Source organism: Chryseobacterium sp. 22543 (assembly GCF_052044565.1).
In the GTDB taxonomy this organism is placed as follows: domain Bacteria; phylum Bacteroidota; class Bacteroidia; order Flavobacteriales; family Weeksellaceae; genus Chryseobacterium.
The window spans coordinates 80,851-97,319 of sequence record NZ_JBQENH010000007.1 but is presented as its reverse complement, the minus strand read 5'-3'; the positions used below and the strand labels follow the sequence as shown (position 1 = coordinate 97,319).

The 16,469-nt window shown below is 36.8% G+C and carries 19 protein-coding genes and 1 tRNA gene; 17 read left to right on the top strand and 3 right to left on the bottom strand.

The annotated features are described in order from the left end of the window. Positions 1-152 precede the first annotated feature (152 nt). Both ACTJIP_RS20410 and mce read right to left on the bottom strand, forming a co-directional pair. Positions 153-226 (bottom strand) — tRNA-Ile (locus tag ACTJIP_RS20410). Between the two features lie 65 nt (positions 227-291). Further along, positions 292-687, bottom strand: coding sequence for a methylmalonyl-CoA epimerase (gene mce, locus ACTJIP_RS20405; protein WP_440705015.1), 396 nt, complete (start codon positions 685-687; stop codon positions 292-294). Positions 688-780: 93 nt separating this feature from the next. On the opposite strand from mce, the gene rbfA reads away from it, so the two are divergent. The 9 genes from rbfA to ACTJIP_RS20360 all read left to right on the top strand — a co-directional run bounded on the left by rbfA (position 781) and on the right by ACTJIP_RS20360 (position 9,160). After that, positions 781-1,140 (top strand): 30S ribosome-binding factor RbfA, encoded by a 360-nt coding sequence (gene rbfA, locus ACTJIP_RS20400; RefSeq protein ID WP_077413872.1) that lies wholly within the window; start codon positions 781-783, stop codon positions 1,138-1,140. 3 nt (positions 1,141-1,143) lie between these two features. Then, positions 1,144-2,349 (top strand): ABC transporter permease, encoded by a 1,206-nt coding sequence (locus ACTJIP_RS20395; RefSeq protein WP_077413871.1) that lies wholly within the window; start codon positions 1,144-1,146, stop codon positions 2,347-2,349. Positions 2,350-2,429: 80 nt separating this feature from the next. Next, positions 2,430-4,220: an endonuclease gene (locus tag ACTJIP_RS20390; RefSeq protein WP_440705014.1), complete on the top strand. Its 1,791-nt coding sequence runs from the start codon at positions 2,430-2,432 to the stop codon at positions 4,218-4,220. Between the two features lie 61 nt (positions 4,221-4,281). Beyond that, complete coding sequence (locus ACTJIP_RS20385) at positions 4,282-5,019, top strand: shikimate dehydrogenase family protein (protein ID WP_077413869.1); 738 nt, start codon at positions 4,282-4,284, stop codon at positions 5,017-5,019. Positions 5,020-5,093: 74 nt separating this feature from the next. Next, the gene (locus ACTJIP_RS20380; RefSeq protein ID WP_440705013.1) at positions 5,094-6,896 is read left to right on the top strand and encodes a DUF349 domain-containing protein; all 1,803 of its coding nucleotides are present in this window, start codon (positions 5,094-5,096) and stop codon (positions 6,894-6,896) included. Positions 6,897-6,959: 63 nt separating this feature from the next. Continuing rightward, positions 6,960-7,985 carry a bifunctional diaminohydroxyphosphoribosylaminopyrimidine deaminase/5-amino-6-(5-phosphoribosylamino)uracil reductase RibD gene (gene ribD, locus ACTJIP_RS20375; protein ID WP_440705012.1) on the top strand — a complete coding sequence of 342 codons (1,026 nt, stop codon included), beginning with the start codon at positions 6,960-6,962 and terminating at the stop codon, positions 7,983-7,985. A gap of 61 nt (positions 7,986-8,046) precedes the next feature. Next, positions 8,047-8,211: a bacteriocin-like protein gene (locus ACTJIP_RS20370; protein WP_172625753.1), complete on the top strand. Its 165-nt coding sequence runs from the start codon at positions 8,047-8,049 to the stop codon at positions 8,209-8,211. Between the two features lie 41 nt (positions 8,212-8,252). Further along, the gene (locus ACTJIP_RS20365; protein ID WP_077413866.1) at positions 8,253-8,435 is read left to right on the top strand and encodes a bacteriocin-like protein; all 183 of its coding nucleotides are present in this window, start codon (positions 8,253-8,255) and stop codon (positions 8,433-8,435) included. A gap of 119 nt (positions 8,436-8,554) precedes the next feature. Further along, the gene (locus ACTJIP_RS20360) at positions 8,555-9,160 is read left to right on the top strand and encodes an IMPACT family protein (protein WP_077413865.1); all 606 of its coding nucleotides are present in this window, start codon (positions 8,555-8,557) and stop codon (positions 9,158-9,160) included. Here ACTJIP_RS20360 and ACTJIP_RS20355 read toward each other — a convergent pair. Then, positions 9,157-9,867, bottom strand: a complete 711-nt coding sequence (locus ACTJIP_RS20355; protein ID WP_219072195.1) for a zinc metallopeptidase — start codon at positions 9,865-9,867, stop codon at positions 9,157-9,159. The two genes, ACTJIP_RS20360 and ACTJIP_RS20355, sit on opposite strands and share 4 nt — an antisense overlap. 105 nt (positions 9,868-9,972) lie before the next feature. Between ACTJIP_RS20355 and ACTJIP_RS20350 the strand changes: the two genes are divergently transcribed. The 8 genes from ACTJIP_RS20350 to nuoF all read left to right on the top strand — a co-directional run bounded on the left by ACTJIP_RS20350 (position 9,973) and on the right by nuoF (position 16,468). After that, positions 9,973-11,103: a GNAT family N-acetyltransferase gene (locus ACTJIP_RS20350; RefSeq protein ID WP_219072194.1), complete on the top strand. Its 1,131-nt coding sequence runs from the start codon at positions 9,973-9,975 to the stop codon at positions 11,101-11,103. A 52-nt stretch (positions 11,104-11,155) separates the two neighbouring features. Next, entirely contained in the window at positions 11,156-11,332 is a 177-nt protein-coding gene (locus tag ACTJIP_RS20345) for a hypothetical protein (RefSeq protein ID WP_167510753.1), read from the top strand. A gap of 253 nt (positions 11,333-11,585) precedes the next feature. Continuing rightward, positions 11,586-11,957 (top strand): NADH-quinone oxidoreductase subunit A, encoded by a 372-nt coding sequence (locus ACTJIP_RS20340; RefSeq protein ID WP_047382179.1) that lies wholly within the window; start codon positions 11,586-11,588, stop codon positions 11,955-11,957. Between the two features lie 101 nt (positions 11,958-12,058). After that, positions 12,059-12,619: an NADH-quinone oxidoreductase subunit B gene (locus tag ACTJIP_RS20335; RefSeq protein WP_002983540.1), complete on the top strand. Its 561-nt coding sequence runs from the start codon at positions 12,059-12,061 to the stop codon at positions 12,617-12,619. Positions 12,620-12,625: 6 nt separating this feature from the next. After that, positions 12,626-13,120 (top strand): NADH-quinone oxidoreductase subunit C, encoded by a 495-nt coding sequence (locus tag ACTJIP_RS20330; protein WP_077413862.1) that lies wholly within the window; start codon positions 12,626-12,628, stop codon positions 13,118-13,120. A gap of 68 nt (positions 13,121-13,188) precedes the next feature. Next, a complete protein-coding gene (nuoD, locus tag ACTJIP_RS20325) occupies positions 13,189-14,412 on the top strand; it encodes an NADH dehydrogenase (quinone) subunit D (RefSeq protein WP_047494369.1) in 1,224 nt (407 codons plus the stop codon). Positions 14,413-14,503: 91 nt separating this feature from the next. After that, a complete protein-coding gene (locus ACTJIP_RS20320) occupies positions 14,504-15,013 on the top strand; it encodes an NADH-quinone oxidoreductase subunit NuoE family protein (protein WP_047377758.1) in 510 nt (169 codons plus the stop codon). 96 nt (positions 15,014-15,109) lie between these two features. After that, entirely contained in the window at positions 15,110-16,468 is a 1,359-nt protein-coding gene (nuoF, locus tag ACTJIP_RS20315; RefSeq protein WP_047382176.1) for an NADH-quinone oxidoreductase subunit NuoF, read from the top strand. Position 16,469 lies beyond the last annotated feature (1 nt).

Genomic DNA, 16,469 nt, shown 5'->3' with positions numbered 1-16,469 from the left:
CACCTAATAGGACACCTTTTAAGAAGTATTCTATATATCTGATTATATAGAGCAAATTGAATTGTAGTAATATAAGACAATACTACAACAACCTGAAATAGGGAATAAGGCACAAAAAACCACCTACATTTCTGTAAGTGGCTGATTTTATGTGGTCCCACCTGGGCTCGAACCAGGGACCACCTGATTATGAGTCAGGTGCTCTAACCAACTGAGCTATAGGACCTCAAAACTTGGTTAAATTTTGTGTTTGCAAAAATAGTAAAATTTCTTTCACTACAAAATTTTTTATTACTTTTCTTGGCAAAGTTCTACCAGTACACCGTTTGTAGACTTTGGATGCAGGAAGACAACTAATTTATTATCAGCACCTTCTTTGGGTTCTTCAGAGATAAACTGAAATCCTTCTTTTTTCAGTCTTTTCACTTCTTCCAGAATATTTTCAACCCCAAATGCCAGATGATGGATGCCTTCACCCTTTTTATCGATAAATTTTGAGATCGGACTTTCAGGATTACTGGCTTCCAACAGCTCAATTTTACTTTCTCCTGTTTCATAGAAAGAAGTTACAACCCCTTCCCTTTCTACGGATTCTTTTTTATAGGATTCTTTTCCCAATAATTTGGCAAAAAGCTCATCAGAAACTCCTAAAGACTTTACGGCAATACCAATATGTTCTAGCTTCATAAATACTAATAAATATAATTAAATCGTAAATTTGATACTCCAGTTGAATTTCAAAGTATCAATTCAAACAAAAGTACTAAATTTGCAGAAATTATGGAAAGTAACAGACAAAGAAAAGTAGCACAGATTATTCAGGAAGACTTCGCAGAGCTTTTCCGCAAACAGGCTTCAGAAAGCAAACAGAGTATTTTAGTATCTGTTTCAGATGTAAAAGTAACTGCTGACTTAGGAATTGCTAAGATTTATTTAAGCATTTTCCCACAGGAATTCCGTACCGCTGTGATGAAGGAGATTGAAGAAAACAAAGCTCAATACAGAAACTTCATCGGACAGAAAATGTCAAAACAGGTACGTATCATTCCACAGCTTAACTTCTATCTTGACACCGCTCTGGATGATGTTGAAAAACTGGAAAGAGAATTAAGAGGTGAAGGCGACAATCCTGTTTTATAAATCTTGAAGAATATTGCATTTTACATAGCATCCAGATACCTTTTAGCTAAAAAAGGCAGTACCGCGGTTACGTTTATTACGTGGCTGTCTGTGGGTGCCATGACGGTTGCTGTGACTGCAATGTTCGTCATTATTTCTGTTTTTTCAGGTCTTGAGGATCTGAATAAAGACCTTATTTCCAATCTTCATGCTGACCTTACTTTAAAAAGCGTTTCCGGAAAAACTATTAAGAATCTGGATACCGTCAATAAAGTATTAGGCACCCATAAAGAAGTGAGCAGCTTCTCCCGTGTTATTGAAGAAAAAGTATACATCAGCTTCAACGGAAAAGGAGATATTGCTTATTTAAGAGGCGTTGATTCTGCTTACGTCAAAGTAAACCCGATCAATAAAGATGTTTTCTACGGAACTTATCCGAGCTTCAAATATTCCAATGAAGTATTAATGGAAAACAGTCTGGATAACAGACTTTCAATTCCTGTGGATTCTTCCAACCATTATGCGACAGTCTTTATGCCCAAACCGGGAACAGGGATTATCAATAAAGAAGAAGACATCTATAATAAAAGAGATATTTCAGTAACCGGTGTTTTCCCTGGAAAAGATCAGCTGGACAATTATATTATCTCTCCTATTGAGCTTGCGGAAGAGTTACTTAACCTTCCCAAAAAGTCAGCATACCAGATTGTCATTAAACTAAAAAATCCGGAAAATGCAGATGCTGTAAAACAAAGCCTGCTTTCTTCTCTCGGCAAAAATATTGAGATCAAAACCAAGGAAGAAGAAAATGCTGCTTTCTGGAAAATGATCAACACCGAAAAACTTTTTATCTACCTGATTTTTGCCCTGGTTATCTTCATTACCACCTTTAATCTTGCCGGAGCAATCATTATCCTTCAGCTTGATAAAAAGGAACAGGCAAAATCACTTATTTCACTAGGCTTTCCTTTAAGCCATTTGAGATTAACCTATTTCTACACCGGTCTCCTGATTGTTGTTTCGGGGGTGATTACCGGATTGATTCTTGGAACAGCACTTTGCTACTTCCAGCTTTACACAGGATTCTTCAGAGCTAATGAAGTTCTGCCGTTCCCGGTAAAAATTGTAGGAAAAAATTATCTTATTGTAGCCCTTACAGCTTCCTTGTTCGGAATCACTATTTCATGGTTTTTCTCAAAAATCAGCAAAGAATATATTACTAAAAACTAATCTACTAAGTTTATATATTACATTAAGTTAATATACTTCGGTTTCATTTTTTTGTACCTTTACGCCCCAATTTTAAATAAATGAAACGAATTTTATCTTTTTTACTGTTAAGTATAACATTTATCGGCGGTTTTGCACAAGCTCCCGCAGGATATTATAATCAACCAGCAGGATTAACAGGTGCAACTCTTAAAACAGCTCTTAAAAATATTATCACCAATGGACATGTTGATCATGGATATGGCGGTTTATGGACAGGCTATGCCACTACAGACCGTGATTATTTTTATGAAAATGACGGAACTATTCTGGATATTTATTCTGAAAATCCAAATGGACCGGATCAGTATAATTTCATCCTGGGAACCAATCAATGCGGATCTAACGGCTATGCTAATGAAGGTGACTGCTACAACAGAGAGCACGTAATACCTCAGAGTTTATTCAACAGTGCTTCTCCTATGGTCGCTGATATTCATTTTATCCGTGCTACCGATGGAAAAGTAAACGGAATGAGATCCAACTACCCTTTCGGAGTTGTTGGTGCTACTTCTTTCATCTCTAAAAACGGATCAAAACTAGGTACATCCGTATCACCAGGATACTCAGGTACTGTATTTGAGCCTATTGATGCTTTCAAAGGAGATATTGCCAGAATGTTCCTTTATTTTGTGACAAGATACGAAGACAAACTTTCTAATTTCACTACCGGTGATATGCTTGGAAACACGGCATTCCCGGGGCTACAGCCTTGGGCATTGAATCAATATTTAGCATGGAATGCAATGGATCCTGTATCTGCGGAAGAAATTGCAAGAAACAATGCTTCTTATACTTATCAGGGAAACAGAAACCCTTTCATTGATCACCCTGAATATGTTACTCAAATCTGGGGATCTCCGGTAATTGATAACCAAGCACCTACAGCAGCAACTAACGTTGTTGCCAACAATCCAACTTCAAACTCTATTGCTGTAAGCTGGACAGCCGCTACAGATAATGTAGGAGTAACTTCTTATCAGGTTTACGCTAACGGTGCATTAAAAGCTAATGTTTCCGGTACAACAACATCTACTGTCGTATCAGGATTAGCTCCACTTACTCAATATACTTTCTATGTAATTGCTAAAGATGCTTTCGGAAACTCATCTCCACAAAGTACAACAGCTATAGAAACTACTCTTGACACGCCTGCAGGAGGTGGAAGCTGTGGAACAGAAGATTTTGAAATGATCACCGGTGCAGCGAATACTTATCTGACAGCCAACTGGACGAACAACGGAATTTCATGGACTGCTACAGACGCAAGAGTTGACCAGACCATTAATAATAAAGCCATTACCATCAGAAACGGTACTTTAACAAGTTCAACACTTTCAAGCGGAATCCAGAATTTAACTTTAACAACACAGTTAAAATTCTCAGGAAGTGCAGGATATTTCAATGTTTTTGTAAACGATGTTAATGTAGGAACTATTCCTTACAGTACTGTTGTCACTACAACTACCATTAACAATATCAACGTAAGCGGAAACGTTGTCATTAAGCTGACCAATTCTTCTACTTCCAACAGAGTTGCTCTGGATGACCTTAGCTGGGCATGTTTCGGTACATTAGGAACTGCTGAAACTCAAAAAAGCAAATCAGAATTCACTATCTACCCTAACCCGGTAAAAAACAATGAATTATTTGTAAAAGGAGAAAATCTTAGCAAAATTTCAAAAGCCGATATCTATGACCTTTCCGGAAAATTAATTGAAACAATCGTTAATCCTTTCAAACATTCAAATAAAATTAACCTTAAAGGTGTTGTAAAAGGAACTTACATCCTGAAAACAGATAATTTCTCTACTAAATTTATCGTAGATTAATTCTTAAAAAATATTTCAAACCAAGGCCGGATTTATCCGGTCTTTTTTTTATTTTTGATATATGGATTCCAATAAAAAATTAGGATTGATAGGAAAAAATATTTCCTATTCTTTTTCTAAAAAATTCTTCGAAAATAAGTTCCAAAAGCTCATGCTAAAGAACTTCTCCTATGATATTTTTGATCTGAACGAAATCAATGAAGTGGAAAACCTTTTTGCTTCTCCGGACCTTTTAGGATTCAATGTTACCATTCCCTACAAAGAAAAAATCATTGATTATCTTGATGAATTAAGCGATGAAGCGGAGAAAATAGGTGCCGTAAACTGCGTTCTTATCCAGGATGGCAAAAAAACAGGTTATAATACGGATGCTTACGGATTTGAAAAAACTCTTCTTTTACACAAAACCCCTTCACAGGACAAAGCACTGATCTTAGGAAACGGCGGTGCTGCAAAAGCTGTAAAATATGCTTTAGATAAACAAAATATTCCTTCTGTAACTATTTCCAGAAGGACGGAAATCAATTTTGAAAACCTTGATAAAGAAACCGTTGCGAAACACAAAATAATCATTCAGTGTACCCCGGTAGGCACTTTCCCGAACGTTACAGACTGCCTGAATTTTCCTTTTGACGGGCTTTCTTCTGAACACCTGATCATCGATCTGATTTACAATCCCAACTACACTCAATTCATCATCAATGCCTCTGAAAAAGGAGCAAAGACAGTGAATGGATATTATATGCTTGAACAGCAAGCAGAAAAAGCTTGGGAAATTTGGAATTTTCAAAAAAAATAACATAAATTAGTGCTTTAATTGGCCTTAAAGCTATATTTAAAGGATATAAACGCCACTCACATAAAAGATTTGCTATGACTACAGAAAACAATCTTTCTGAAAACGAAGAAAAGAACAATCCTAACGAAGTATCTCAGGAAACATCAGAAAACACAGTTTCTCATGATGCAAACAGACATGAAGAGGATGAAGAGCACCTGGAAGAACATGAAGAGGTAGAAATTTCCCTTACTGATGCTTTAAAGGAAATGGAAAAAATCATCAACACTCCCAACGCCGGTGAGAATTTCAAAAGATTCAACCTGTTGAGAGAAAAAGCAAGTCACTATATCCATGATGAAGTGGAAGATAAAAAGCACGAATATGTAGAAGCCGGAAATCCTGCTGAAAATTTCAGCTATGAACATCCTTCTCAGAATAAATATTCTGCATTGGTTAATATTTTCAGGGAAAAACATGACAGCTTCCAGAAAGGACAGGAAGAAGAGCAGAAGAAAAACCTTGAACACCGTCAAAGCATTATCGAAAGACTTAAAAATCTATATACCAGTTCTGAACCGGGAATCAATCTTTTTAAATCCATCCGTGAAATTAAAGAAGAATGGTCAAAAGCCGGACAGGTTGCAAAATCTGAATTCAAAATTCTTAACAACAACTACTTCCACCACCTGAACCAATTTTATCAGATGCTGGATCTGAATAAAGAATTTCTGGAGCAGGAATACAGCCACAATCTGGAAAAGAGAGAACATATTATTGCCCGTGCCAAAGAGCTGGAAAATGAACCGGTGATCCAAAAGGCTTTAAATGAACTTCAGTATCTTCATAAGCTTTGGAAGGAAGAAGCTGAGCCTGTTGCAGAGGAATTCCGTGAAAAAACATGGGAAGAATTCAAAGAAATTTCCAACAAAATTCATGAGAGAAAATCTGAGCTTTCTGCTTCTATTGAAAAGGAACAGACCGTAAATCTTGAAAAGAAAAACGAAATCATCGCTGAAATCAAGAAACTGTCTGAGCCATCAGAAACTCCTAATCACAACTACTGGCAAAATGCCATCAAAAGAGTTGAAGATCTGCGTTCTGAATTCTTAAAAACCGGAAGCGTTCCAAGAAAATTATCCAATCAAAACTGGAATGATTTCAAAACAACGCTGAGAGGTTTTAATACAACGAAAAATAACTATTACAAATCGTTGAAAGGTTCACAGCAAGCGAATCTTGAAGAGAAATTAAAACTGATCCAGACGGCACAGGACAATATGAACAATGAAGAATGGGATATTTCAGTTCCATTATTCAAAAAACTACAGGAAGACTGGAAAAAAGTAGGCCACGTTCCAAAGAGCATGACCAACAAAATCTGGGATGAATTCCGTGATGCATGTAATGCGTTCTTCAATAACTACAGAGAGAAAAGCAATACTTCCACCGACAACTGGAAAGAAAATTATAAAAACAAAAAAGTGCTTCTTGATGAATTGAAATTGGTTTCCAATGAAGAAGGCAGTATCGAAAAAATTGAGCAGATCAAAACATCATGGAACAACATCGGTAAAGTTCCGAGAGATAAAATTTCAATCAACTCTGAATTCAACAAGACATTAAGAGAGAAATTGAAAATAAACAAAATCAACGAACTTGAACTGAAAGAAGAAGGTCTATCTGAAAACCAGCTTACTGACAAAGCAAGAAAGATCAAAAACCAGATTTCTGATCTTGAAGGTGAAATTGTAAAACTGGAAAACAACCTTTCTTTCTTCAACAAACCATCAAGGGAAAATCCTCTTTTAAGAGATACTTACAACACCATTGATGAGAAAAAAGCTCATCTGGAAACATTAAAGCAGAATCTCCACAGCATCATCAGCGGAGATTAACAGATAACAAAATAAATAAAGGCGGAGCAAAGCAATTTGTCTTCGCTTTTTCTTTTTATAAATATGAACAACGACGAACTGTATATCAAAAGATGTATTGAGCTGGCTCAGAAAGCTCTTGGCAACACCTATCCCAACCCTCTTGTAGGAAGTGTAATCGTACACAACGGAGAGATCATTGGTGAAGGCTACCATCATAAAGCTGGAGAAAACCATGCTGAGATCAACGCCATCAACTCTGTTAAAAATAAAGATCTTATTGCGGAATCTACCATCTATGTATCCCTGGAGCCCTGTGCACACTACGGAAAAACTCCACCTTGTGCTTTAAAGATTAAAGAATTAGGATTTAAAAAAGTGGTTATTGGTGCGATGGATTCTCATGATAAAGTCAATGGTAAAGGAAAGAAAATTATCCTGGATGCTGGAATTGAAGCCGTTTCAGGAATTCTTGAACAAGAATGTATTGAACTTAATAAAAGGTTTTTCACTTACCATGAAAAGAAAAGACCTTACATTATCCTAAAATGGGCAGAATCCGGTGATGGCTTTTTGGATAAAGACTTTAAACCAACAGCTGTTTCCAACACCTTGGTGAATCAGTTTGTTCATCAGTTAAGAGCTGACGAACATGCTATTCTGGTAGGCACCCAAACTGCCTTAAATGACAACCCAAGTCTTACTGTAAGGAATGTGGAAGGAACAAACCCGGTAAGAATTCTGATCGATTTTGATTTAAAAGTTCCGTCCAATTTCAACATTTATAATAATGAAGCAAGGACATTGGTTTTAAATTCAGTAAAAGAAGACACCGAAGAATCTATTCAATTTATTAAAATCAACAGGAATAATTTCCTGCCTGAACTTATGGAAGCATTGTATAAAGAACAGATACAGTCTGTGATTATAGAAGGGGGCCGTTTTACGCTACAGCAGTTCATCAATGCTGGTCTTTGGGACGAAGCCATTGTCATCAAAAATGAAAATCTGAACCTTGAAAACGGGACAAAAGCACCTGAATTCAATCATACACCCACTGCAATTGAAAATTTCAGAGACAATACAGTTTCTTTCTTCAGACTAAAATAAAAGCACTTTATCACCACTGAATGAAATAATTTCTTTACATTAGTTACACAAAAAAATTACTATGAAAAATTTAAAGAAAGTTTCAAGACAGAGTTTAAAGAAAGTAAACGGAGGAAACGCTCCTGAATGCTGTTCATTCTATCCGCCTTCATTACAGCATTGCTGTGCAACGCCTTCAAGTATGAGCTGCCCACCGCCTTGGGCAGATGGAACATTCCAATGCTAATATTGTTAAATTATATCAATTAATCCAACAAAACTATTATAATGAATAACCTGAAAAAAGTATCCAGAGCCAGTATGAAAACCATTAAAGGAGGGATTTTTGTAACATGTATACTCCCTAATGGACAACCTACAAGATGCAGAGACAAATGCCCTCAGGATTTTTGCGGTCCAACAAGCTATATGTGTCTGATTCCAATGGACCTTTGTGGAGATGTGATGTAACAGTATAATTTTACATTCAAAAATATATAAGCCGTCAAATTCTGACGGCTTAATTTATGATCATGATGCAGAATACTAAAGCATTTAATATTTTTGCATAATTAAAGCCGGAATACACAATGACGTTTGAATACAAAACCATAGAAAAACCCATAGAAAATACTCTTTTAAAGGAAAAAGGAAGCAAGTTTATAGGATTTGCGTTCCCGGTAACCAATGAAAAGGAATTAAAGAATGCGCTGGAAAAAATAAGGGAAGAACATCCGAAAGCTACTCACCACTGTTATGCTTTCAGAATGGGATTAAATGGTGAGAACTACCGTGCCAATGATGATGGCGAGCCTTCCGGAAGTGCCGGATTACCTATTTACAATCAGCTGCTAGCAAATGAGGTCACCAATATTCTCGTAATTGTAGTCCGTTATTATGGAGGAACCAAACTAGGGGTTTCGGGATTGGTAAAAGCTTATAAGGAATCTGCAAAGATTACATTGGAAGAAGCTAAAATCATTACCCGTGAACTGGAAACGGAAATAGAGATTCAGTTTAATTTTAATCAGCAGAATACAATATTCACTCTGCTTTCAAAATTTGATGCCAAGGTTTTGAATTTTGATGCCAACGAAAACTGTATTCTTACTGCCTCACTGAAGCTTGCACAAAAAGAAAACATCTCGGAAAAACTCTCCGAGATGCAATATGTTTCATTTGAATTTAATGATTAATCCCTTCTTCCACCAAGAAGTAATGATCCCCAGTAAAGAAGTTGTGCCAGAGATCCTAAGGCTGCTACCACATAAGTTCTTGCTGCCCATTTCAGGCTGTCCTGCACTCCTACAAATTCCTCTGCAGTTACAGTTCCTGTATCTTTAAGCCATTTCATAGCTCTGTTACTTGCATCATACTCCACAGGAAGTGTTACAAAAGCAAAAAGTGTTGTCACAGCAAACATAGCAACTCCAATGGCAAGAACTGTTGTATTTCCATTGGGATTTTCCATCGTTCTTGATGCTGCCATTACCGCGATACCCGCTATAATGACAAATTGCATCAGATTGGAACTTATATTAACAATAGGAACCAGTTTTGAACGTAAATTCAACATAGAGTATCCTACGGCATGCTGTACTGCGTGTCCGCATTCATGCGCTGCTACTGCGGCTGCGGCTGCGTTTCTCTGCATGTAAACCCCTTCAGAAAGGTTCACTGTTTTATCTGCCGGATTATAGTGGTCCGTCAACTGCCCGGGAACAGATATTACCTGAACATCATTGATCCCGTTATCCCTCAACATTTTTTCCGCTACTTCTTTCCCCGAAAGGCCGTTTCGAAGGTGCACATTGGAATAATATTCAAATTTTGATTTCAACCTGGAAGAAACCCACCAGCTCACCAACATTGAAATACCAATAATGATATAATAACCCGCCATTTTATATAGATTTTGTGTTTAATTTTTATCCATAATGATGTAAAAACTGTGCCAAAGTATAAGATATTATTATTTATATTTGTCCTTAAATTACCATCAAAAGTTATGTCTAAGGTTTCAATTATTGAAGTAAAAACAGCCGGTCAACTAAAGCAATTCGTAAAATTTCCGATGGATCTGTACAAAAATAATCCGTACTATGTTCCATCCTTTATCAAAGACGAAATAAAAATATGGGATGCAAATGAAAATCCGGCATTCCTCTATTCCGAATCCAAGCAATTTCTGGCAGTAAAAGACAGTAAAGTAGTGGGAAGAATCGCAGTAATTATAAACCACAAGGAGGAAAAAGAATTAGACATCAAAAAAGTACGCTTTGGCTGGATAGATTTCATCGATGACATTGAGGTTTCTAAAGCATTGATTCAGACTGCCATTGATTATGCCAAAGAACATAACATCAATAAGATTGAAGGGCCTATGGGATTCACCAATCTTGACAAAGCCGGTATGCTGACAATGGGATTTGATAAACTGGCAACAATGATTGGAATTTACAATCATGCCTATTACCCTAAACATCTTGAAAATCTTGGATTAACCAAAGAAAAAGAATGGGTAGAATATGAGATGAATTTCCCGAAAATACTTCCTGAAAAAGTAGAAAAATTCAGTGGACTGATTGCTCAGAAATACAAACTCAGCGTTCTTAAATTCAAATCAAAGGAAGAAATCCTCCCGTATGTAGAACCTATGTTTAAGCTGCTGGATGAAACTTATAAGCATCTTTCTACTTATACTCCAATTTCTGAGGAACAGATCAAAACATACAAAGAGAAATATTTCCCGTTCATTGATAAAAATTATGTGATCTGCGTAGTGGATGAAAATCAGCAGCTGGTTTCTTTCGCAATTACGATGCCTTCTTATTCTAAAGCTTTACAAAAGTCAAAAGGAAAATTATTTCCTTTCGGATGGTGGCATTTCCTACAAGCAGGCAAAAAGAATGACAGAGCCAATTTTTACCTTATCGGGATTCACCCTGAATATCAAAGACGTGGCGTAACGGCAATTATCTTCAAAGAAATTTTTGTACGATTTACCAGTATGGGAATCAATTTCGCAGAAACTAATCCTGAACTTGAAGAAAATAAAAGTGTGCAGCTCCTATGGCAGGATTATAATCCGGTAAACCATAAGAGAAGAAGAACCTATTCAATGGAAGTGAATAAATGATACTGTATTTATAGAATGTAAAAAGTACTTTAAACTCTAAACTTTGAACTTTATGAAACCACAACTTATCATTTTCGCTATTTTAATTGCCGGATTTATCAGTTATAACTTCTTTTTTCAATCGCAGGATGATAGGACGAATACCGTCATCAATATCCTTTTTGCCAGTATTCTTTTTGGATACATCTCTTTTATGGCATATTCTGTTCTAAGAAAAATGAAGAAATAAAATATAAAGCCAATTTTTATTAAATCTGCATTTCATTCAGTTAAAATATATCCAATACGTAGGATGAGCTATATTTTTGGGGAGCTGCTACAAAAAAAGGGGAAAAACACATTAAGAAAAACAATCACCAAAAGCTAATTTTTATTGATTCTAAATTACCGATTTAACTCATTTTCATACGACATTTAAGCTGATAAATTTCATGCTTTCTTGTTTATTCGCTAAATTTGCAAATTGAGATAATAATGCAAAAATGAATTTACCTGAAAGTTATATTCCAATCCTTATCCAGGCTGGTGTAGCAGTAGGATTTGTAGCTGTTTCTTTGCTTGGGGCACATTTCTTGGGACCACAGCAGAAAAAAGGAAACTCTGTAAAAAACCAAAGCTGGGAATGTGGAGTTCCTGCAGAAGGAAATGCTAGAACACCGTTTTCTATCAAGTACTTCCTGACCGCGGTATTGTTCGTACTATTCGATATTGAAATCGTATTCTTTTATCCTTACGCAGTAAACTTTAGAGAATTCGGCATGGAGGGATTCCTTGCTGTACTTACGTTCGTTGCGATATTCTTCGTAGCGTTTTTCTATGTTTGGAAACGCGGTGCGCTGGATTGGGATAAATAAATTTTAACATTAAAAGATTGAATTTATTTAAGTAATTTAAAGATTGTGAAGGTCTTATTTTTTAATCTTTAAATATTTTAATCTTTAAATATTTACTAAAAATGTCAGATAAAAAACCAGTAATAAGAACAGATGCACCTGCTCCCGAAGGATATGAAGGAGAAGGGTTTTTCGCAACAAAACTGAGCAGTGTAATCGGGATGGCAAGAAAGTTTTCACTTTGGCCGTTACCTTTTGCTACCTCTTGTTGCGGTATTGAGTTTATGGCTACCCTAAACCCAACGTATGATGCGTCAAGATTTGGTATGGAAAGAAACTCTTTCTCTCCAAGACAAGCAGATATGCTGATGGTTTGTGGAACTATATCAAAGAAATTAGGACCAGTCCTGAAAGAAGTTTATACCCAGATGGCAGAGCCGAAATGGGTAGTAGCAGTTGGAGCTTGTGCTTCCAGCGGTGGTATTTTTGATACATATTCTGTACTTCAGGGGATCGATAAGATTATTCCGGTGGATGTTTATGTTCCTGGGTGCCCTCCAAGACCTGAACAGATCATTGAAGGAGTAATGCAGGTACAGGCTCTTGCAGAAAGTGAAAGCATCAGAAGAAGAGATATGCCTGAATATCAGAAATTATTAGATTCTTACAACATAAGCAACTAAACGGAAATGACGAACGAATTTGTATTAGAAGCAATCACAAGAGAATTTCCGGAATCTGTCATTTCAAGCTCAGAACCTTACGGAATGCTGACGATTGAGGTGAAGAAAGAAGATAGTAAGAAAATCATTCACTACCTTAAAGATTCGTCTTTGGAATTTAATTTCCTTACGGATATCTGTGGTATTCATTACCCTGAATTCCCTGAAAAGGAAATAGGCGTTGTATACCATTTGCATAATATGATGGCCAATTTCAGATTACGTCTGAAAATATTCATGTCCAGAGAAAATATCGAAGTAGATTCTCTTACTGAGCTCTATGCCGGAGCTAACTGGATGGAAAGAGAAACGTATGATTTCTATGGGATTAAATTTAAAGGACACCCGGATCTTAGACCTATTTTGAATATGGAAGATCTTGGATACCACCCAATGTTGAAAGAATATCGCCTTGAAGACGGTACGAGAACCGATAAGGACGATAATATGTTCGGAAGATAAAAAATATAAATGATTACTGATGGTTGATTCATTATCAATTATCCTTTATCAATTATCAATTATATATTATGAAAGATAACTCATTATCTAATATACTAAACCAGTACGAAAGTAAGGAACAGATTGACGGACAATTGTATACCCTCAATTTAGGACCTACCCACCCTGCTACTCACGGGATTTTCCAGAATATCTTAACGATGGACGGGGAGAGAATTCTTCACGCTGAGCAAACGGTAGGATACATCCACAGAGCATTTGAGAAAATTTCTGAAAGAAGAAACTACTCTCAGATCACTACCCTTACTGACCGTATGAATTACTGTTCTGCACCCATCAACAACTTAGGTTGGCACATGACAGTAGAGAAACTGATTGGCGTTGAAGTTCCAAAACGTGTAGACTATATGCGTGTTATCTTAATGGAATTAGCAAGAATCGGTGACCACCTGATCTGTAACGGAGTAACCGGAATGGACTCAGGAGCGATTACAGGGCTTACTTACATGTTCATCGAAAGAGAGCGTATTTATGATATGTACGAGCAGATCTGTGGAGCAAGGATGACAACCAATATGGGAAGAATCGGAGGTTTTGAAAGAGATTTCACTCCTAAGTTTCATGAGTTATTACAGGATTTCTTAAAGACTTTCCCGGCAAGATTCAAAGAATTCGGTACTTTATTAGAAAGAAACAGAATTTTTATGGACAGAACCATCGGTACAGGAGCTATTTCTGCCGAAAGAGCATTAAGCTATGGTTTCACAGGTCCAAATTTACGTGCAGCAGGAGTAGATTATGATGTAAGAGTTGCACAGCCTTATTCTTCCTATGAAGATTTCGACTTCATTATTCCTGTAGGAACTTCAGGAGATACTTACGACCGTTTCATGGTTCGTCAACAGGAAATCTGGGAATCATTAAAAATCATCAAACAAGCATACGAAAATCTTCCGGAAGGACCATTCCACGCGGATGTTCCTGACTTCTATCTTCCTGAAAAGGCAGATGTATATCAGAAAATGGAAGCATTGATCTACCATTTTAAAATTGTAATGGGAGAAACTGATGTACCGAAAGGAGAAGTTTACCACGCTGTAGAAGGTGGAAACGGAGAATTAGGATTTTATCTTGTAAGTGATGGAGGAAGAAGCCCTTACAGACTTCACTTCAGAAGACCATGTTTCATCTACTATCAGGCATATCCTGAAATGATTACAGGTTCTGTAATTTCAGATGCCATTGTAACGATGTGTAGTATGAATATTATTGCGGGAGAATTAGACGCATAACTGGAATTATAAATTTTGAATTATAAATTATAAATTGATTTTAGACCGTTATTCATTTAGAATTTAAAATCTAAAATCTAAAATTTCAAAAATGAGCGAAACAATAGCTTTTAAACCGGAAAGTTTAGCACAGGTACATAAAATTATCGCAAGATATCCTGAAGGAAGACAAAAATCAGCTCTTCTTCCTGTACTTCACTTAGCACAGAAAGAATTCGGAGGATGGTTAGATGTTCCTGTGATGGATTATGTTGCCGAACTATTAAGTATCCAGCCGATTGAAGTATATGAGGTGGCTACTTTCTATACCATGTTTAATATGAAGCCGGTAGGTAAATATGTTTTGGAAGTTTGCAGAACAGGGCCTTGTATGGTTTGTGGAAGTGAAAAAATCCTTGACCATATCAGAACAAAACTGAATATTAAGGATGGAGAAACTACTGAAGACGGCATGTTTACATTAAAGCCTGCTGAATGTCTTGGAGCATGCGGATATGCACCAATGCTGCAGTTAGGAAAATTCTTTCATGAAAATTTAACAATAGAGAAAGTAGACGAAATCCTTGAACTTTGCAGACAGGGACAACTTGCTTTAGACTAATAAAGATTTTGAATCCCGGATTTAAAATCAGTTAATTTTTAAAATAATTATAAAAAGCTAACGGCCACAAACCAATAGCTAAAAGCATAATAAACAATGAGTAAAAAACTTTTACTTAAAGACGCACATATAGAAGGTATTCGCTACTTTGAAACGTACCGTAAACAGGGAGGTTATACAGCAGCTGAAAAAGCCTTGAAGATGACTCCTGACGAAATTCTTGAAGAAGTAAAAGCTTCAGGATTAAGAGGACGTGGTGGAGCTGGATTCCCAACAGGAATGAAATGGAGCTTTTTGGCAAAGCCTGAAGGCGTTCCAAGACACCTTGTTGTCAATGCGGATGAATCTGAGCCTGGAACATTCAAGGACAGATATCTGATGGAGTTCCTTCCTCATTTATTGATCGAGGGAATGCTAATTTCTTCTTACTGTTTAGGTTCTAATGTTTCTTATATCTACATCCGTGGAGAATATTCATGGATTCCTGATATCCTTGAAGAAGCTATTGAAGAAGCCAAAGCAGCAGGATTTTTAGGTAAAAACATCCTGGGAACAGGTTTCGATTGTGAAATTTATGTTCAGAGAGGTGGTGGAGCATACATCTGTGGTGAAGAAACTGCATTGCTTGAATCCCTTGAAGGAAAAAGAGGTAACCCAAGATTAAAACCGCCATTCCCGGCTGTAAAAGGACTTTGGGAAAGACCAACAGTAGTAAATAACGTTGAATCTATTGCAGCAATTGTTCCAATCATTGATATAACAGGTGCTGAGTATGCTAAAATCGGAGTGGGAAGATCTACAGGTACGAAATTAATTTCTGCTTGTGGAAACATCAACAAACCGGGGGTATACGAAATCGATATGACTATTACCGTAGAAGAATTCATCTATTCTGATGAATATTGCGGCGGTATTAAAGACGGAAAAAAATTAAAGGCTTGTATTCCCGGCGGAAGTTCTGTTCCTATCGTTCCTGCTAATTTGTTGCTGAGAACAGTGAATGGAGAGCCAAGATATATGAACTATGAATCATTGGCAGATGGTGGTTTCGCTACCGGAACAATGATGGGTTCAGGAGGTTTCATCGTATTGGATGAAGACCAGTGTATTGTAGACCACACGATGACTTTAGCAAGATTCTACAATCACGAAAGCTGCGGACAATGTACTCCTTGCCGTGAAGGAACGGGATGGATGTACAAGATTTTAAAGAAAATCGAGAAAGGAGAAGGAAAGATGGAGGATATCGATCTACTTTGGGATATCCAGAGAAAAATCGAAGGAAACACGATTTGCCCATTGGGTGATGCAGCAGCTTGGCCGGTTGCAGCAGCAATCCGTCATTTCAGAGATGAATTTGAGTGGCATGTGAAAAACCCAGAATTGTCTCAGACACAAAATTATGGATTAGCACATTATGCAGATCCTATTCCGGCTGTTGAAAAGAATGCATAGG

Excerpts from the sequence above, each read along its gene's own strand:
- ACTJIP_RS20360 (WP_077413865.1), top strand. The coding sequence starts at position 8,555 with ATGACGTTTGAATACAAAACCATAGAAAAACCCATAGAAAATACTCTT.
- nuoD (WP_047494369.1), top strand. The coding sequence starts at position 13,189 with ATGAAAGATAACTCATTATCTAATATACTAAACCAGTACGAAAGTAAG.
- rbfA (WP_077413872.1), top strand. The coding sequence starts at position 781 with ATGGAAAGTAACAGACAAAGAAAAGTAGCACAGATTATTCAGGAAGAC.
- ACTJIP_RS20385 (WP_077413869.1), top strand. The coding sequence starts at position 4,282 with ATGGATTCCAATAAAAAATTAGGATTGATAGGAAAAAATATTTCCTAT.
- ribD (WP_440705012.1), top strand. The coding sequence starts at position 6,960 with ATGAACAACGACGAACTGTATATCAAAAGATGTATTGAGCTGGCTCAG.
- nuoF (WP_047382176.1), top strand. The coding sequence starts at position 15,110 with ATGAGTAAAAAACTTTTACTTAAAGACGCACATATAGAAGGTATTCGC.
- ACTJIP_RS20345 (WP_167510753.1), top strand. The coding sequence starts at position 11,156 with ATGAAACCACAACTTATCATTTTCGCTATTTTAATTGCCGGATTTATC.
- ACTJIP_RS20320 (WP_047377758.1), top strand. The coding sequence starts at position 14,504 with ATGAGCGAAACAATAGCTTTTAAACCGGAAAGTTTAGCACAGGTACAT.
- ACTJIP_RS20355 (WP_219072195.1), bottom strand. The coding sequence starts at position 9,867 with ATGGCGGGTTATTATATCATTATTGGTATTTCAATGTTGGTGAGCTGG.
- ACTJIP_RS20335 (WP_002983540.1), top strand. The coding sequence starts at position 12,059 with ATGTCAGATAAAAAACCAGTAATAAGAACAGATGCACCTGCTCCCGAA.
- ACTJIP_RS20365 (WP_077413866.1), top strand. The coding sequence starts at position 8,253 with ATGAATAACCTGAAAAAAGTATCCAGAGCCAGTATGAAAACCATTAAA.
- ACTJIP_RS20390 (WP_440705014.1), top strand. The coding sequence starts at position 2,430 with ATGAAACGAATTTTATCTTTTTTACTGTTAAGTATAACATTTATCGGC.
- ACTJIP_RS20350 (WP_219072194.1), top strand. The coding sequence starts at position 9,973 with ATGTCTAAGGTTTCAATTATTGAAGTAAAAACAGCCGGTCAACTAAAG.
- ACTJIP_RS20330 (WP_077413862.1), top strand. The coding sequence starts at position 12,626 with ATGACGAACGAATTTGTATTAGAAGCAATCACAAGAGAATTTCCGGAA.
- ACTJIP_RS20370 (WP_172625753.1), top strand. The coding sequence starts at position 8,047 with ATGAAAAATTTAAAGAAAGTTTCAAGACAGAGTTTAAAGAAAGTAAAC.
- mce (WP_440705015.1), bottom strand. The coding sequence starts at position 687 with ATGAAGCTAGAACATATTGGTATTGCCGTAAAGTCTTTAGGAGTTTCT.
- ACTJIP_RS20340 (WP_047382179.1), top strand. The coding sequence starts at position 11,586 with ATGAATTTACCTGAAAGTTATATTCCAATCCTTATCCAGGCTGGTGTA.
- ACTJIP_RS20380 (WP_440705013.1), top strand. The coding sequence starts at position 5,094 with ATGACTACAGAAAACAATCTTTCTGAAAACGAAGAAAAGAACAATCCT.